The sequence below is a fragment of the Sphaerimonospora cavernae genome, assembly GCF_042435035.1.
GTDB classification, from domain to species: Bacteria; Actinomycetota; Actinomycetes; order Streptosporangiales; family Streptosporangiaceae; genus Sphaerimonospora; species Sphaerimonospora cavernae.
This window is the reverse complement of the sequence record NZ_JBHMQT010000014.1, coordinates 52,428-69,396: the sequence shown is the minus strand read 5'-3', so window position 1 is coordinate 69,396 and position 16,969 is coordinate 52,428. Positions and strand designations below refer to the sequence as shown.

General features: G+C 69.7%; 13 protein-coding genes. 8 read left to right on the top strand and 5 right to left on the bottom strand.

The window, feature by feature from the left end:
* Window position 1: 1 nt before the first annotated feature.
* Window positions 2-1,180 (bottom strand): PQQ-dependent sugar dehydrogenase, encoded by a 1,179-nt coding sequence (locus tag ACFHYQ_RS09445; RefSeq protein WP_394300718.1) that lies wholly within the window; start codon window positions 1,178-1,180, stop codon window positions 2-4.
* A gap of 77 nt (window positions 1,181-1,257) precedes the next feature.
* Here ACFHYQ_RS09445 and ACFHYQ_RS09440 point away from each other — a divergent pair, with 77 nt between their 5' ends.
* The 5 genes from ACFHYQ_RS09440 to ilvC all read left to right on the top strand — a co-directional run bounded on the left by ACFHYQ_RS09440 (window position 1,258) and on the right by ilvC (window position 8,880).
* Window positions 1,258-2,190 (top strand): 2-hydroxyacid dehydrogenase, encoded by a 933-nt coding sequence (locus tag ACFHYQ_RS09440; protein WP_394300717.1) that lies wholly within the window; start codon window positions 1,258-1,260, stop codon window positions 2,188-2,190.
* A gap of 237 nt (window positions 2,191-2,427) precedes the next feature.
* A complete protein-coding gene (locus ACFHYQ_RS09435) occupies window positions 2,428-5,235 on the top strand; it encodes an EAL domain-containing protein (protein WP_394300716.1) in 2,808 nt (935 codons plus the stop codon).
* 200 nt (window positions 5,236-5,435) lie between these two features.
* Window positions 5,436-7,229 carry an acetolactate synthase large subunit gene (locus tag ACFHYQ_RS09430; RefSeq protein WP_394300715.1) on the top strand — a complete coding sequence of 598 codons (1,794 nt, stop codon included), beginning with the start codon at window positions 5,436-5,438 and terminating at the stop codon, window positions 7,227-7,229.
* Window positions 7,230-7,269: 40 nt separating this feature from the next.
* Complete coding sequence (gene ilvN / locus ACFHYQ_RS09425; RefSeq protein ID WP_204016363.1) at window positions 7,270-7,794, top strand: acetolactate synthase small subunit; 525 nt, start codon at window positions 7,270-7,272, stop codon at window positions 7,792-7,794.
* Between the two features lie 81 nt (window positions 7,795-7,875).
* Window positions 7,876-8,880, top strand: coding sequence for a ketol-acid reductoisomerase (gene ilvC / locus ACFHYQ_RS09420; protein WP_512701469.1), 1,005 nt, complete (start codon window positions 7,876-7,878; stop codon window positions 8,878-8,880).
* A 76-nt stretch (window positions 8,881-8,956) separates the two neighbouring features.
* On the opposite strand, the gene ACFHYQ_RS09415 is transcribed toward ilvC, so the two are convergent.
* The 4 genes from ACFHYQ_RS09415 to ACFHYQ_RS09400 form a co-directional block, all read right to left on the bottom strand.
* Window positions 8,957-9,490, bottom strand: coding sequence for an FHA domain-containing protein (locus ACFHYQ_RS09415; RefSeq protein WP_394300714.1), 534 nt, complete (start codon window positions 9,488-9,490; stop codon window positions 8,957-8,959).
* Window positions 9,491-9,633: 143 nt separating this feature from the next.
* The gene (locus ACFHYQ_RS09410; RefSeq protein WP_394300713.1) at window positions 9,634-10,539 is read right to left on the bottom strand and encodes a CAP domain-containing protein; all 906 of its coding nucleotides are present in this window, start codon (window positions 10,537-10,539) and stop codon (window positions 9,634-9,636) included.
* Window positions 10,540-10,800: 261 nt separating this feature from the next.
* Entirely contained in the window at window positions 10,801-12,216 is a 1,416-nt protein-coding gene (locus tag ACFHYQ_RS09405; RefSeq protein WP_394300712.1) for an MFS transporter, read from the bottom strand.
* Window positions 12,217-12,399: 183 nt separating this feature from the next.
* Window positions 12,400-13,338, bottom strand: coding sequence for a hypothetical protein (locus ACFHYQ_RS09400; protein ID WP_394300711.1), 939 nt, complete (start codon window positions 13,336-13,338; stop codon window positions 12,400-12,402).
* 331 nt (window positions 13,339-13,669) lie between these two features.
* On the opposite strand from ACFHYQ_RS09400, the gene serA reads away from it, so the two are divergent.
* From serA to ACFHYQ_RS09385, 3 genes are all read left to right on the top strand, one after another.
* Entirely contained in the window at window positions 13,670-15,259 is a 1,590-nt protein-coding gene (gene serA, locus ACFHYQ_RS09395; protein WP_394300710.1) for a phosphoglycerate dehydrogenase, read from the top strand.
* A 379-nt stretch (window positions 15,260-15,638) separates the two neighbouring features.
* Window positions 15,639-15,761 carry a hypothetical protein gene (locus tag ACFHYQ_RS09390; RefSeq protein ID WP_275408945.1) on the top strand — a complete coding sequence of 41 codons (123 nt, stop codon included), beginning with the start codon at window positions 15,639-15,641 and terminating at the stop codon, window positions 15,759-15,761.
* Between the two features lie 80 nt (window positions 15,762-15,841).
* Window positions 15,842-16,888, top strand: coding sequence for a 3-isopropylmalate dehydrogenase (locus ACFHYQ_RS09385; RefSeq protein WP_394300709.1), 1,047 nt, complete (start codon window positions 15,842-15,844; stop codon window positions 16,886-16,888).
* Window positions 16,889-16,969 lie beyond the last annotated feature (81 nt).

Genomic DNA, 16,969 nt, shown 5'->3' with positions numbered 1-16,969 from the left:
GTCAGCCCGTTGACCTCGATGGCGGGATGACCAGGATCCGGTCGTCGCCGTCACGTGGGTCTCCCCGGCCGTCCCGGTTGCTGGTGCTCACCCACAGCGTCCCGTCGGGGGCCGTGGCCACCGCGCGCAGCCTGCCGTACTCCCCGGAGTAGAGGGCGACGGGACGGCCCGGCCGGCCAGAGCCGCCCAGCGGAACGCGCCACAGTCGCCGTCCGCGCAGGGCCGCCGCCCACAGCGAGCCCTCGGCGTACGCGAGGCCGGACGGGGACGCCTCGTCGGTGGACCAGGTGAGCAGCGGGTCGGTGAACCCGGGCTTGCCGCCCACGCCCTCGACGTCGGGCCAGCCGTAGTCGCGGCCCTTCTCGATCAGGTTGATCTCGTCGTAGGTGTTCTGGCCGAACTCGGTGGCGTACATCCTGCCGTCGCCGTCCCAGGCGAGGCCCTGGACGTTGCGGTGGCCGTACGTCCAGACGAGGCTGCCGAAGGGGTTGCCGGGGGCGGGCCTGCCATCGAGTGTCATCCGGAGGATCTTGCCGGCGAGGGAGTCCCGGTCCTGGGCCTGGCCCTTGTCGCCGGTCTCACCGGTCGACGCGTAGAGGTGCCCATCGGGTCCGAAGGCAAGGCGGCCACCGTTGTGGATCCCCCCCTTCGGGATGCCGGTCACGATCGCCACCGGGTCGGACAGTCCGCGGTCGCCGTAGCGGTACCGGACGACCCGGTTGTCGTCATCAGCCGTGAAATAGAGGAAAACGTAGTGATCGGTGGAGTGCGCGGGGGACACGGCCACTCCGAGGAGGCCGCCCTCCCCGCTCGGGGACACGCCTTCGATCACGTCGACCTGCCGCACCTGGCCCCGCGGCGTCACCCGAAGCAGCCGCGCCGAGTCCCGTTCGGTCACCAGCGCGTCCCCACCTGGGAGGAATGCGATGGCCCAGGGCACGGAGAGCCCTGTGACCAGGGTGCGCGGTCCGTCGACCGAGGCCGGATCGCTCCCGTCCGCCGACGGCTGCGCGGTCGCGACCCTCGACGTGGGAGGCGCCGATCCGCCGCCCGTCCCCGAGCACGCGGCCAGTGCCGTACCGAGCACGGCGATCACCACCATCGTGATGGCGGTGCGCGGCGCGGTGGCCCGCCTCACCGCATGTTCGGAACCGGCCTTCGCCCTGCCCCTTGCGACCATGATTCGAACCTCCTTCTCCACCCATACTCGTGACCGGTACGGAAGGTTCCCCGCGGCATTGATCTAAGGTTTATGCCATGAAGGTCTGGGTTCCCTCGCAGGACATCATGGACGCGCTGGCCGATCTTCCGGAGGGCCTCCCGAGGCTGGACTGCTCGATCTACGACGGTAACGGAACCCTGCCCGGTGCGCCGGAGGAGGTCGAGATCTGGGTGCCGCGGCTCGGCTGGCTACCCGGAATTCCGGACCTGCTCGGCCGCATGGGCAAGCTGGGCCTCCTGCAGACCGTGACCGCGGGCGTCGAGGCGTACCTGCCGCATCTGCCCGAGCACGCGGTGCTCTGCAACGCCCGGGGCGTACACGACGCGGGCACGGCGGAGTGGGTGGTCGGCGCGATGATCGCCATCCTGCGGGAGTTGCCCGGCTTCGCCCTCGCGCAGCAGCGGTGCGAATGGGACTACCACCACACCGCGGCGCTGGCCGACTCGACCGTGCTCATCGTCGGGTACGGCTCGATCGGCGAGGCGGTGGAGCGGCGCCTGGCCGGGTTCGAGGTGGACGTCATCCGGGTGGCGCGGACCGCCAGACAGAACGGGAACGGTGACGTGCACGGCCAGGACGAACTGGCCGGGCTGCTCCCGGCGGCCGACGTGGTCGTGCTGCTGGTGCCCGCCACCCCCGCGACCGCGGGAATGGTGGATGCCGAGTTCCTGGCCGCGATGAAGGACGGAGCGGTCCTGGTGAACGCCGCGCGCGGCTCCGTCGTCGACGCCGACGCGCTGCTGCCGGAGTTGCTCGCCGGGCGGCTGCGGGCCGTCCTCGACGTGACTCCCGAGGAGCCGCTGCCGCCGGAGCATCCGCTGTGGACCGCCCCCGGCGTCTTCATCACTCCGCACGTCGCCGGCAGCACCCCCGCCTCGGCCCGGCGCACCCGGAAACTGGTCAGGGAGCAGATCATCCGTTACCTGACCGGCCACCCGCTCGCCAACGTGATCACCGGTCAGTACTGATCAGGCGCCGAACACGGCATCGGTTCAAAGGATTCCGGAACGTGCCTACCCCGTGACCTTGGGTGCGTAGCGTGAACTCCATCGTGTACGGCTGGTTATCAGATCGGTGACGACTCGGGTGTTGTCCCGCTCTCGATCAGTGGCTGTGCGCACACTGATCCTGTGACAGGGAGAGTAAAGCCGAGTCGAGGACGGCCGAATCGAGGGACGGCCGAGTCTCTAGGAACGGGAGGGGCAGTGACATCGCACCCCACCGGAGATGACGACCCAGGCGCGGCTCCATCCCCCACCCGCGAGACGGCGGACGACACGACGTTCCCCGGACCCGCCGCGGAGTATTCCGCCGCGGATCCGACAGGAGCGGAGGCGACACGCGTGAACGGCATGCGTCATCCCTGGGCCGCGGTCGCCGCCGCGAGCGGGATCGGCATGGCGGGCATCGTCGCCGCCCTGATCACAGGGGGAGCGTCCACCCTGATAGTGGCCGTCGCCGGGGTCGTCACGGGTCTTCTCGCGGCGGGCTCGCTCATCACGGCCGCGGCCCGGGTCGCGCCCGCCCACCGGCGGCAGCCCGCCGCCTGGCGCTGGCTCGCCGCCGGCTCGCTGACCTGGCTGCTCGGCGTCGGGGTGCGGCCGGCCGCCGACGGCACCCCGTTCGTGCTCACCTTCGCCGACCTGCTGATGCTGGCCGGATCGCTGCTGCTGGCGATCGGGACCGGCCTGTCCGTGAAACCGCCCGCGTACAGCCGCGGGGTCCTCAGACAGGGCACCGACGCCTACCTGAGCGCGGCGTCGATCTTCGCGGTCGGCTGGGTGGCCCTCCTCGGGCCGGCATTCCGCGAGGCGCAGGACGCCGGTGCCTTCTTCTTCACGATGGCGCTTCCCGTGGTCTGCCTTCTCGCGGCATGTGCCGTGGCGCCGGCCGTCGTCGCGTCCCGCTCGGGCAACCGTGTCGTGGGGCTCACCGGCATCGGCGTGCTGGGAGCCGTCACCGTCTCCGAGCTGGCCACGGCGCTCGCCCGGCTGCAGGGGGACGTGCCGCCGCTGGCGGCCGGCCTCGTCGCTCCGGCCGCCTTCCTGGTCCTCGCCGCCGCCCCCTGGACGCAGCGCGAGCGGCCGCGCAAGCCGCCCCCCACGCTGGCCGCCGTGCCCCCCCGTGTGCTGGCCGCGGCGACTCCGCTCGTCCTCGTGGCCGTCGCCACCGTCGTGGTGGCCCTGTACGGCGTGGCCGTCCCGGACGGGACGCTCGCGGTGGCGGCCGGCTCCACCGTGCTGGTGCTGCTCGGCCGGCTGTTCGTGCTGCTTGTCGAGACCGCGGGAATGCGCCGCCTGGTCGACGTGGGCGAACGGCAACTGCGCCGGCTCGCCGAGAACACGGGCGATGTCGTGCTGGTCTGCGACCACGACGGCCTGATCGACGAGATCGGCCGGGACGTCGAGGCGATGTACGGCTACCGCCCGGACGAGCTGACCGGCCGTTCGATCTTCGACTACATCCATCCGGAGGACGTACCGGGCCTCCAGGCACTGCTGCGCCGCCTGGCCGGCGCCGACGAGGACGGCGGCGCGCGTTCTCAGGAGATCTGCCGCATCGCCTGCCGGATCAGGGCGGCAGACGGCACCTGGCGGCCGACCGAGTCGGTCGCCACCCCACATGTCCGGAACAACGAGCTGATCCTGGTCACCGTACGCGACATGAGCGACCAGGTCGCGCTGCGCAACCAGGTGGCCCACCTCACCTTCCACGACGGGGTGACCGGGCTGCCCAACCGGGCCTACTTCGAGGAGCGTGTCAGGGAGGTCCTCACCCATCGCGGCGCCGGCGGCGCCGCCGTGATCTTCCTGGACCTCGACGGGTTCACCGCCGTGAACGACTCCGTCGGCCATGCCAGCGGCGACTACCTGCTCGGTCAGGCCGCCCGGCGGCTGCGCTCAGCCGTACGGTCGGACGGCACGCTGGTCCGATGGGGCGGCGACGAGTTCGCCGTGCTGCTGGAGGGCGGGATGGCCGGCAGTGGTATGTCGGGCAGCGACGCCCAGACCGCGGTCGACCTGGCGGAGCGGCTTCTCCGCACGGTGTCGTCGGAGCCGTTCCGGGTCGCCGACCGGGACATGGCGCTGACCGCGAGCGTCGGCGTGGCCTTCGCCGAGGACGGGCTGACCGCGGGGGACCTGCTGCGCAACGCCGACGTGGCGATGTCGAGGGCCAAGGGGCTCGGCGGGCGGCGGGTGGAGGTCTTCGCCACCCATATGCACGCCGACGTCCTGCGCCGCCTGGAAATCGCCTCCGACCTGCAGCGGGCGCTGCTGGAGAACCAGTTCGCGATCGAGTACCAGCCCGTGGTCGACCTGGCCTCGGCACGGGTCATGGCGGTCGAGGCGCTGGTCCGGTGGTGCCGTGGCGGCACATTCGTGCCGCCGGAGCAGTTCCTCGGGCCCGCCGAGGACACCGGGCTCATCGTGCCGCTGAGCGAATGGATCCTGCGCGAGGCGTGCCGCGAGGTCGCCGCGTGGCGGGCCGAGGGATGGGAGATCGGCCTGTCGCTCAACCTGTCGGTCCGCCAGATCACCGCTCCGCGGTTCGTCGAGACGGTGTCGGAGGCGCTGGCCGACAGCGGGCTGCCCGCCGACGCGCTGACCCTCGAGGTCATCGAGGAGATGCTGGTCGAGAACGCCGAGGACACCATCGGCAGGCTGTCGCAGCTGCGCGCCCTCGGTGTGCGGTTGGCGATCGACGACTTCGGCACCGGTTACGCCTCGCTCGCGTTCCTCCGCCAGGTCCCCGTAGACATGATCAAGATTGACCCGTCGTTCGTCTCAGGACTCGGCCGCGACGAGACCCTCACGCTGCTGACCCGTACGATCGTGCGGCTCGGGCACGACCTGGGACTGATCGTCGTAGCGGAGGGCATCGAGCGCCCCGAGCAGCTGGATCTGCTGCGTGAGATGGGCTGCACGCGCGGCCAAGGCTACCTGGTCGGCCGCCCCACGGCGGCCCGCCGCATCGACTCTCTCAAACGCACCACCTTGCAGAACACCGGCTGACGCCCCCCACCGGGGCCTGCCGCCCGCATCTCGGATGGCGAGACGGGTATTCCACATGATTTGACTCCGCCAGGGTCGATCGGACATCGTGGAGGCATGCATAGCGGTGGGATCCTCGTAGTACTTCGCAGGCGCGCAGCCTGACGAAGCCCTCGGTCCTGCGCGCGCCCCAACTCCGCACAGCGGATGGGGCGTTTTTTGTGCCAGCAGACACCACCAGCCACAAGCTCTCCACAAGGAACGAGCCGATGACCGAACAAATGACAGGTGCTCAGGCCCTCGTGCGGGCACTGGAACACGTCGGGGTCGACACGGTGTTCGGGATCCCGGGCGGCGCCATCCTCCCCGCCTACGATCCCCTCTACGATTCCACCAAGGTCCGGCACGTCCTTGTACGGCACGAGCAGGGCGCGGGCCACGCCGCTGAGGGATACGCGCAGGCGACCGGGCGGGTCGGCGTCTGCATGGCGACCAGCGGCCCCGGGGCGACCAACCTGGTCACCCCGATCGCCGACGCCTATATGGACTCGGTGCCGATCGTGGCGATCACCGGACAGGTGGCCTCCCCGATGATCGGGACCGACGCCTTCCAGGAAGCGGACATCTCCGGCATCACCATGCCGATCACCAAGCACAATTTCCTGGTCACCCAGGCCGAGGACATCCCCCGGACCATCGCGGAGGCATTCCACATCGCCTCCACCGGCCGTCCGGGGCCGGTGCTGGTGGACATCGCCAAGGACGCGCTCCAGGCCACGACGACCTTCTCCTGGCCGCCGGTCATGCAACTCCCGGGCTACCGCCCGGTGACCCGGCCGCACTCGAAGCAGATCCGCGAGGCGGCGAGGCTGATGACGGAGGCCCGCCGGCCGGTCCTCTACGTCGGCGGCGGCGTGCACAAGGCCGGTGCCTCGGCCGAGCTGCGTGAGCTCGCCGAACTCACGGGCATCCCCGTCGTCACCACGCTCATGGCGCGTGGCACGTTCCCCGACAGCCACCCCCAGCACATGGGCATGCCCGGCATGCACGGCACGGTCTCGGCGGTCGGCGCGCTCCAGCAGTCGGACCTCCTGATCGCGCTCGGCACCAGGTTCGACGACCGGGTGACCGGCCGGCTCGCCAGCTTCGCGCCCAACGCGAAGGTCATCCACGCCGACATCGACCCGGCGGAGATCTCCAAGAACCGCCACGCGGACGTGCCGATCGTCGGTGACTGCCGCGAGGTCATCGGAGACCTGATCGCGGCGGTGCGGGGCGAGCAGGCCGCGGGCCGCAAGGGCGACTACAGCGAGTGGTGGCGGATACTCAACGGCTACAAGGAGACCTACCCGCTGGGCTACGAGCAGTTCGCGGACGGCTCGCTCGCCCCGCAGTACGTCATGGAGCGGTTGAGCGCCATCGTCGGCCCCGAGGCGTACTATGTCGCGGGCGTCGGCCAGCACCAGATGTGGGCCGCCCAGTTCGTCGGCTACGAGAACCCGGGCACGTTCATCAACTCGGGTGGGGCCGGCACGATGGGCTTCGCCGTTCCGGCCGCGATGGGCGCGAAGATGGGCCGGCCGGACGCGACCGTGTGGGCCGTCGACGGCGACGGCTGCTTCCAGATGACCAACCAGGAGCTGGCGACGTGCGCGATCGAGGGCGTGCCGATCAAGGTCGCGGTCATCGACAACGGTAGCCTCGGCATGGTCAGACAGTGGCAGACGCTGTTCTACGACGAGCGGTACTCCAACACCGACCTGCAGCAGGTCAGGCGGATTCCCGACTTCGTGAAGCTCGCGGAGGCGTACGGTTGTGTGGGCCTGCGCTGCGAGCGGCCCGAGGACGTCGACGCGACCATCCGCAAGGCGATGGAGATCAACGACGTGCCGGTCGTGGTCGACTTCGTCGTCCACCGGGACGCGATGGTCTGGCCGATGGTCGCCGCCGGGACCAGCAACGACGACATCAAGTACGCCCGTGACATGGCGCCGAAGTGGGAGAGCGAAGAATGAGCGAGCGGGGCAACCAGACCTGCGCCGAAGGAGGGGCGGCATGAGCCTTCACACGCTGTCCGTCCTGGTCGAGAACAAGCCGGGCGTGCTCGCGCGCGTGGCCGCGCTGTTCAGTCGCCGCGGTTTCAACATCGAATCGCTGGCCGTCGGGCCCACCGAGCACGACGACATCTCCCGCATGACGATCGTCGTCAACGTTGAGGCCCTGCCGCTCGAGCAGGTCACCAAGCAGCTCAACAAGCTGGTCAACGTCATCAAGATCGTTGAGCTCGACAGCGCCCAATCGGTGCAGCGCGAGCTCATGCTGCTCAAGGTCAGGACCGACGCCGAGAGCCGCTCCCACGTCCTGGAAGTGGTCAACCTCTTCCGGGCCCGGTGCGTCGACGTGGCCCCTGACGCGGTGACCATCGAGGTCACCGGCACGAGTGACAAGCTGAAGGCGTTCGTCCGGGTCCTGGAGCCGTACGGCATCAAGGAGCTCGTGCAGTCGGGCATGGTGGCCATCGGCCGCGGTGCCCGTTCCATCACCGACCGCTCGCTCCGGGCGCTTGAGCGCAGCGCGTGAGCGCTGCGCCGCTGTCGGAGTCGAAAGCACGTGTCGCGACCGGCGACGTCTGTCGCGACCATCATTCGGAAAGGCAAGCATGTGACTGAGATCTTCTACGACGACGACGCCGACCTGTCGGTCATCCAGGGTCGGCACGTCGCCGTACTGGGATACGGCAGCCAGGGCCACGCCCACGCACTGAGCCTGCGCGACTCCGGCGTGGACGTGCGGGTCGGTCTGCCGGCGGGCTCCAAGAGCCGGGAGAAGGCCGAGGCCGACGGGCTGCGCGTGCTCACGCCGTCGGAGGCCGTCGAAGAGGCCGATCTCACGATGATCCTCGCCCCGGACCACGTCCAGCGGCACCTCTACGCCGAGCACGTCGCACCGAACCTCGTCGAGGGCGACGCGCTGTTCTTCGGCCACGGCCTCAACATCCGCTACGGCCTCATCGAGGCCCCCGAGGGTGTGGACGTCGCGATGGTCGCGCCCAAGGGCCCCGGCCACCTCGTCCGCCGCCAGTACACCGCGGGACGCGGCGTGCCGTGTCTCGTCGCCGTCGAGCGCGACGCCACCGGCAACGCCTGGCCGCTCGTGCTGTCGTACGCCAAGGGCATCGGCGGCACCCGGGCCGGCGCGCTGAAGACGACCTTCACCGAGGAGACCGAGACCGACCTGTTCGGTGAGCAGGCCGTGCTGTGCGGCGGCGTCTCCGAGCTGATCAAGGCCGGCTTCGAGACGCTGATCGAGGCGGGCTACCAGCCCGAGGTCGCCTACTTCGAGTGCCTTCACGAGATGAAGCTGATCGTGGACCTGATGTACGAGGGCGGCGTCTCGAAGATGTACTGGTCGGTGTCCGACACCGCGGAGTACGGCGGCTACAGCCGCGGCCCGCGCGTGGTCAACGCGGAGACCAAGAAGGAGATGCGCCGCATCCTGGACGAGATCCAGGACGGCCGCTTCGCCCGTGAGCTGGTCGAGGAGTTCGACTCGGGCCAGACCAACTTCAAGCGCTACCGCGAGGAGCTGGCCGGGCACCCGATCGAGCAGACCGGTGCCAATCTCCGCCCGATGATGAGCTGGCTCAAGGGCGGCGAGCAGTCCTGACCGAGCTGATCGATTCGGTCTGACGCGCGAGAGCGGCGTCGTCCTTCCGGGCGGCGCCGCTCTCATCGTCGTGCGCTCAGGCGGCAGCGGACACGAGGAACGCGGAGTCGCCGAAGGCGATCTCGTCGCCCGCCCGTACCCGGGCCGGTCCGACCAGGCGCCAGCCGTTCAGCCGGGTGCCGTTCATCGAGCCGAGATCGACCAGCAGCCACGAGCCGCCGTCACGGCGTAGTTCGGCATGCGCCCGGGAGACCGTGAGATCCGCCAGCACCAGGTCGCAGGCGGGCCCGCGGCCCACCACGTACCGAGTACGGTCGTCGGTGGGCAGCGCCAGCTTGGGCAGGCGAGGACGCCGCCAGGCGGACTCGACCCGATGGCTGAGATCCGACACCGCGGCCACGGCCTCCGTGATCCGCCTACGCCAACGCCCGCGCTGCGGGAGATCCGCGACCAGCTCATCGAGCTCACCGCGGCTCTGTGCACGCAGCGCCATGTCGACGCGGCCGATGAAGGTGTCCATGGACAGACGGCCTTCGGCGGCACGGCTGCGGAGCTCGTCGAGGGCGCGGTCGCGGTCCCCGTCCGAGGCGCGAACCGGGGGAGAGCTCATGACTGGAGTATCCGACTTGGCCGGGCACAGTGTCCAGAAGACCCTCGCATTCCACCTCATTCCAGCGCCCAGACTTCACAACCACCGTGAGCGTGTCCCCCCCACCATGAGCGTGTCCACCTCCACCCGCCACGGCTGGGGGGCTAGTGTTTGCCGAAGTCCTGGGTCCAGTACGGGCCGCCGGTCTTGGCGTAGCCGACGCCGATGTCCGTGTAGTTGCAGTTGAGCATGTTGGTGCGGTGGCCGGAGCTGTTCATCCAGCCCTGGACCACCGCCTCCGGGGTCTGGTAGCCCTTGGCGATGTTCTCGGCGATCGCGGTGTAGGAGTACCCCGTCGCCCTGATGCGATCGGCGAAGGAACTGCCGTCCTGAGAGGTGTGACTGAAGTAGTTCTTGGCGGACATGTCGGCCGAGTGGCCGTAGGCCGCCGTGTGCAGCTTGGCGTCGTGCGTCAGCGGTCCGCAGCCGACCTTGGCCCGCTCGACGTTGGTGAGGCGCACCACCTCGTTCTCGAGATCGGTGCCCACGTCACCCGGCCCCGTCGTCGGACCGCTGCCCGCCGGTCCGCTGCCGGTGGAGCCGCCGTTGGTAGTGCCCCCGTTCTGGGTGCCGCCTGTCGAACCGCTGCCCGTCGAACCGCTGCTCGTCGAGGCTCCGCCGTTCTCGTTGGGCGGCGTCGATGCGCAGTTCACCCGGGTGGCCCTCGACCGTGACGTGTTGCCGCGGAAGTCGGTGACGGTCGTGTAGAACACGCCGTTCGCACAGCGCACGGTCAGCGTGAGGCGCCCGCTCTCGGTGACCTTGGCGCCGCTCTTCACCGCACGGTCCGGGCCTGTCACGGCCTTCCAGAGCCTGACCCGGACCTTCGCCGGGCCGGTGCATCCGATCCGGTAACCGGCGGCGCTGATCTTCCCGCTCTCCGTGACGTACGGCTTGGCGGCGGCGACCCGGCAGCCGAGATGCTCGGTCGTCGCCTGGGCGGCGCCGACCGGCAGGCTGATCACGGTGAGGCTACCGAGGCACAGGGCCGCTCCGAGCGCTCTGTTCACGATCTTTCCTCCAGTTGAGGGGACAGGTCGGGTCGCGGGATCTCGTCGACTGCTGCGGGCGCTCCTCGAGGCGAGACCTGCGCGACACTCCCTGAGCCGCGCCCTCATCAGGACAAGGTCCGAGGTGCGCGGCCCGAAGGCTGGTTGGAAACCGCATTATGGTGTCTTCAACCTCTATTGTCCGAAAAAATCACAAAAGTCACGAAAATACCTACGTTCCAATGCCTCCCTGCGAACGCTGCAGCACCGTCCGTAGCCGTGTCAGGCGGTGGTGCCCCCGGCTTCGGACGTGTCGCCGGGCGCCGTACCGCCGGAGGCCGTGTCGTCGTCGGCCAGGGCCGCGAGCCGGTCGGCGGTGAGGTCGTATCTCAGCGTCATCAGCACCGCGGCCAGCGACATGAGGGCGGGCACGAAGGTCACGCCGAGGATGACCGCCGTGTGCGCGCTGTCCGGCTGCGCCACCGGGTTCTCCGGATTCGAGGAGATGAAGCCGCCTGTGGCGAGCACCGCGCCGTAGACGGTGGCGCCCAAGGCGGACACGGCGTTCTCGACGGCCGTCCACAGTCCGGTGAAGACGCCTCCGCGGCGCTCGCCGCTCACCGTGCTGTCGTGGGCGATCACGTCGGCGAGCATGGAGAACTGCAGAAGTTGCAGGCCCGCGTATCCGAGCCCGATCGACACGACGGCGAGATGGGCATAGAGGGAGCCGAACATGGGGGTGGCGATGAGCAGCGAAGCGCCGACCAGGAACAGCGACCCGGCCAGGATCATCGCGCCGCGCTTGTCGAGCCTGCGGGCCAGCCGCACCCACAGCGGCATGGTGACCAGCATCGGCCCGACGAGCGCGGCGAAGAGCGTGCTCGTGGCGGCGGTGTCGTGCAGGACGTAGGCCGCGAAATAGGGGGCTCCGGCGAGCAGGACCCCCGCGGCGAGGTTCTGGGCCGAGCTGAGGCCGAGCAGCCACAGGAACGGCCTGCTCGTCCTGACGGCGGCGAGCTGGGACCGGAGGCTACCGTCCGATCGCTGCCGCCCGATGAACGGGGCGCGAGCCGTACCCAGGAACGACCCGATCATCGCGGTGAGCAGGATTGCCGCGAAGGTGATGCCCATCAGGCGATAGCCGTCGGCCGAGTCACCGGCGAGCATCGGCGCGACGACTCCGCTCAGTGCCACCGAGACCGCGACGAAGATCATCCGCCACTGCAGCAAGGAGGTCCGTTCGTGGTAGTCGCCCGTCATCTCGGCCGGCATCGCCTTGTACGGAACCTCGTACAGGGCGTATCCGGTGGAGGCGAACAGGAACGCGACACCCACGAAGACGGCGGCGGGGATGCCGGTGAGCGGCGGCCCGCTGAACATCGCGGCGAAGGACACCGGGAGCACGGCGGCCCCGGCCAGCAGCCAGGGCCGGCGCGGCCCCCAGCGTGAGGAGGTGCGGTCCGACCAACGGCCGACCAGGGGGTTGACGAGGAGGTCCCACGCCTTCGGCAGGAACAGGACGAGGCCGGCGAGCACGGCGGGCACTGCCAGCACGTTCGTCATGTAGTACAGCAGGAGGAGGCCGGGGATGGCCGTGAAGTTGGCCGTGCAGAACGAGCCGACCGCATATCCGAGGCGTACACCGTGGGAGACGGTCGCGGGGGGCGTCGCCGCCGAGGAGACCATGCCGACATTCAAGCCGAGCAAGTGTTCGGGTGGAAGGTCCGCATCCGAGATTTCGGTCCGACCGTGTCAGCGCACGCGTCCCCGGCGGAACCGGGGGCAGGCTCACGCCGGCGGCCCAGCCCGTCGGCGCCCGTGGGAGCTGAGCGGGGGCGCGGCCGAGGACCGCCGGTTCCTCCCCGCTCAGCTCTCCAAGCGTCAGTCCCCGGCGTCCGGGCAGACCACGTGGGCGCCGATCTCGATCATCCGGCGTTCTGTGTGCGCGTCCGTGATCCGGGCCATGAGCACCGGAGCCCCGCTTGCCGCGAGCTGTGGCAGCCGGGCGCGGACCCGGCGGTGCACGTCCCGGACGATGTCCTCGCCCGTCGCCGTGTGCACCTTGACGAGCAGCATGAGCCCCCAGGACCCGGAGACCGTCCGGGCCTCGGAGATCCATACGTGGTGCACATGGGGATAGTCGCGCAGCAGTTCGGAGACCGCCACCCGGAGCGCGGGCAGGATCGGATGGTTCGTCCGGCGATAGCCGGGGTCGACGACCTGCATGGCACCGGACAGGTGCTGGCGGGGCGCCGGGATCCGGGCGGGTGGGACGGAGCCGGGAGCGGCCGACACCCGGTCCGGGGTGGGCGCGGGTGGAGCGGCCAGGGGAGGAATCGACGGCGGGCTGCCGGAGGCCGCCGGGGGAGCGGCGTGTGCCACCTGCGAGCGGGTCACCGTCGCCATGGCGCCGGTGGCGTACGCCGCAGGGGTGGCGGCCGAGCGCATCGCCGACACCGCCGGCGTGGGACCGGTCCGGCTTGATTGGAGGTGACGCCGCAGGTCGTCGATGGGTACGGCTGCCGCCGCCGGACCCGCCGCGTCGATGACGATCTCCCGTACACCCGTGACCTGCTGGATGTCGAGGATGGTGTCGGCGTCGCAGGCCGACAACGAGTGGCTGCCACGGTGCCGGGCGTAGGTCGCCGGCGTCGTGTAGCCGAGCAGCACGCGATCACCGTTCTGCGTCGTGCCGAGCACCACGGAGCGGTCGGGGCGGACGGCCACCAGGATGCCCCGCTCGGCTAGGGCGGACAGCATCTGCTGGGGGCTGCCATGCCGCGCGAGAACGTCACCCAGGGAGGGGTTCCCGATGCTCATAGGCCGAACAATAGGGGGTGAACCATAGCGAATCAGGCTAATCCCGAAGATTAGGTGCGATCAATACCGAGATAGCGGGCAGCACGAATAGGACCGGTCCAAAACGGGTACGGCAACGGCTCGGGTCATCACACACGGCGATCATGCGACTTCCTAGGGTCAAAGGGGGGCCGTCGGGCCCGCACCGCCGGCCCCGGGCGGCCGGCTCCCGGGCGGACGACACGGGTGCCGTCTCGGATGGCGGATCGCTCGTGAGAGCTTTCACAAGCCCGGATACACTCGACGACTGTCCGTGCTGTCGCACTTCTCGAACTTTTCGAAGGACTCACCAGTGAACAAGCCCGTCGTTCTTGTCGCAGAGGAGCTTTCCGACGCGGGTCTCGCCGTGCTCGGCGCGGACTTCGAGGTCCGTCACACCGACGGAGCAGACCGCTCGCAGTTCCTGCCGGCCCTCGCCGATGTGGACGCTCTGATCGTCCGGAGCGCCACCCAGGTGGACGCCGAGGCCATCGCGAACGCGCCCAAGCTGCGCGTCGTCGCCCGCGCGGGCGTCGGACTCGACAACGTCGACGTCGAGGCGGCCACCAAGGCCGGTGTCATGGTCGTGAACGCGCCGACCTCCAACATCACCAGCGCGGCCGAGCACACCGTCGCGCTCATCCTCGCCGGCGCACGCAACGTGGCCCAGGCGCACACCGCGCTCAAGGGCGGCGAGTGGAAGCGGTCCAAGTACACCGGCGTCGAGCTCGACGGCAAGGTCGTCGGCATCCTGGGCCTCGGCAAGATCGGTCAACTCGTCGCCCAGCGCCTGCAGCCGTTCGGCGTCGAGCTCGTCGCATACGACCCCTACCTTCAGCCGGCCCGGGCCGCGCAGATGGGCGTCCGGCTGCTCTCGCTGGAGGAGGTCTTGACGCAGGCGGACTTCCTCACGGTCCACCTGCCCAAGTCGAAGGAGACGCTCGGCCTGATCGGCGACCGCGAGCTGCACATGGTCAAGCCGACCGTGCGCCTGGTCAACGTCGCCCGTGGCGGCATCATCGACGAGAACGCGCTCTACTCCGCCCTCAAGGAGGGCCGCGTGGGCGGGGCCGCGATCGACGTGTACGCCAAGGAGCCGTGCACCGACAGCCCGCTGTTCGAGTTCGACCAGGTCGTCGTCACACCGCACCTCGGCGCGTCCACCCACGAGGCGCAGGAGAAGGCCGGCACCCAGGTCGCCCGCAGCGTCAAGCTCGCGCTCGCCGGCGAGTTCGTGCCCGACGCGGTGAACGTCCAGGGCGGCGCGGTCGCCGAGGACGTCAAGCCGGGCCTGCCGCTCACCGAGAAGCTCGGGCGCATCTTCACCGCGCTCGCCGGCGAGGTGGCCACCCGGCTCGATGTCGAGATCCGCGGTGAGATCGCCTCCCAGGACGTGCGCGTTCTGGAGCTCGCCGCGCTCAAGGGGGTCTTCACCGACGTGGTCGAGGACGCGGTGACTTACGTGAACGCCCCGCTGCTCGCTCAGGATCGCGGCACCGTGGTCGAGCTGGTCACCAGCTCCGAGAGCCCCGACTGGCGCAACGTCGTCACCGTGCGCGGGGTCCTGGCCGACGGCCGTACGGTCTCGGTCTCGGGCACGCTGTCCGGCCCCCGGCAGATCACGAAGATCGTCGAGGTGAACGGCTTCGCCATGGAGATCGAGCCGACCGATCACCTCGCGTTCTTCACGTACGCGGACCGGCCCGGCATCGTCGGCACCGTCGGCCGGTTGCTCGGCGAGCACGGGACCAACATCGCCTCCATGCAGGTCTCCCGCGATGTCAAGGGCGGCAAGGCCCTGATCGCGCTCACCGTCGACTCGGCGATCCCGGCCGACGTCGTCGAACAGATCGCCGGTGAGATCGGCGCCGACAGCGGCCGCACGGTGAACCTCGAGGACTGAGCGGAAGCTCGGGGACTCGAGCGGAACATCGAGGACTGAGCGGGACCTCGGAGACTGTCCCGGGTCGCCCTCGTCTCCTGAGCCCGTACGGCGGTGCCCCCGTCGTACGGGCTTCTTGTTGTCTCACCTAATGAGATACTAGGTCGTCCTACAAGATTCTGCGGTAACCTGAAGCGGCATGACGCGCCAGGTACTCGTACTCATTACCTGCCGCGGCGGGGCCTGATCAGGGTGGGCCGGCCCGCCGCGGTGTGCGGCGTTGTGCGCCGCCGGCCGTCGGCTTCTGTGACCGAGAGCGTGTGATCCGCGCCGAGTCGGAGCCGGCAATCCGGGATCCGCGACCCGGACCTGCTCTCCTTTCTCCCGTTCTTCTTCGCGAATGAGATCCACCATGTACGAGATGTATCCCTGGAACCGTCCCGAGGACGCCGAAGACGAGGCCGCAGCCGCGCTGCAGATCGCGCTCGACCGTCGTGACAACGGCGGTCAGCCGGTGCGCTGAGCTCGGCATGACCAATCAGCCGGAATGCCCGAATGGTGAGATCGGTGTTCGATCTCCGAGACACCCGGTAAGGTACTCCCATGGAGTCGAGCAACATCCGTCTGGCCGTCATCCCTGGTGACGGGATCGGCGCCGAGGTCGTGGCCGAGGGGCTCAAGGTCCTCCACGCCGTCGGCGTCAAGGCCGAGACGACTGAATATGATCTCGGGGCGAAGCGCTATCACGCGACCGGAGAGACCCTCCCCGATGCGGTGCTGGAGGAGCTTCGCGGCTATGACGCGATTCTGCTCGGCGCGGTCGGCGACCCCAGCGTCCCCCCAGGCGTCCTGGAGCGCGAGCTGCTGCTCAGGCTCCGTTTCGAGCTGGACCACTATGTGAACCTCCGCCCGGTCAAGCTGTTCCCCGGGGTGGCGACCCCTCTCGGCGAGGCCCGTCCCGATGACATCGACATGATCGTCGTTCGCGAGGGCACCGAGGGTCCGTACGCCGGAGCCGGCGGCGTGCTGCGCCGCGGCACGGCACAGGAGATCGCCACGCAGGAGTCGCTGAACACCGCCTTCGGCGTCGAGCGCGTCGTGCGTTACGCGTTCGAGAAGGCTCAGGCCAGGCCCCGCCGCAAGCTCACGCTGGTCCACAAGACCAACGTGCTGACCTTCGCGGGCGACCTCTGGGCGCGTACGGTCGACCGGGTGAGCCAGGAGTTCCCCGATGTGGAGACCGATTACTGCCACATGGACGCGGCCTCGATGTTCTTCATCACCCAGCCGCAGCGCTTCGACGTGATCGTCACCGACAACCTCTTCGGTGACATCCTCACCGACATCGGTGCGGCCATCGCCGGGGGCATCGGCCTCGCCGCCAGTGGTAACGTCAACCCGGCCCGTACGGCGCCGTCGATGTTCGAGCCCGTGCACGGCAGCGCCCCCGACATCGCGGGCCAGGGCAAGGCCGACCCCACCGCCACCATCCTGTCCATCGCCATGCTCCTCGACCACCTCGGGTTCGCCGAGGCCGCGGCCCGGGTCGAGCAGGCCGTCGCCGACGACCTGGTCGAACGGCAGGGAGCCTGGACGGCCAGGGCGACCCGTGAGATCGGCGACGACATCGCGGCACGAGTAGCGGGGTGATCCGGGCCGTCACCTGATCAATGCGCATGGCGGCCCACGGGGCGCCATGCGCTTTTTCATACCTGCCCGATGCCGTAGTTT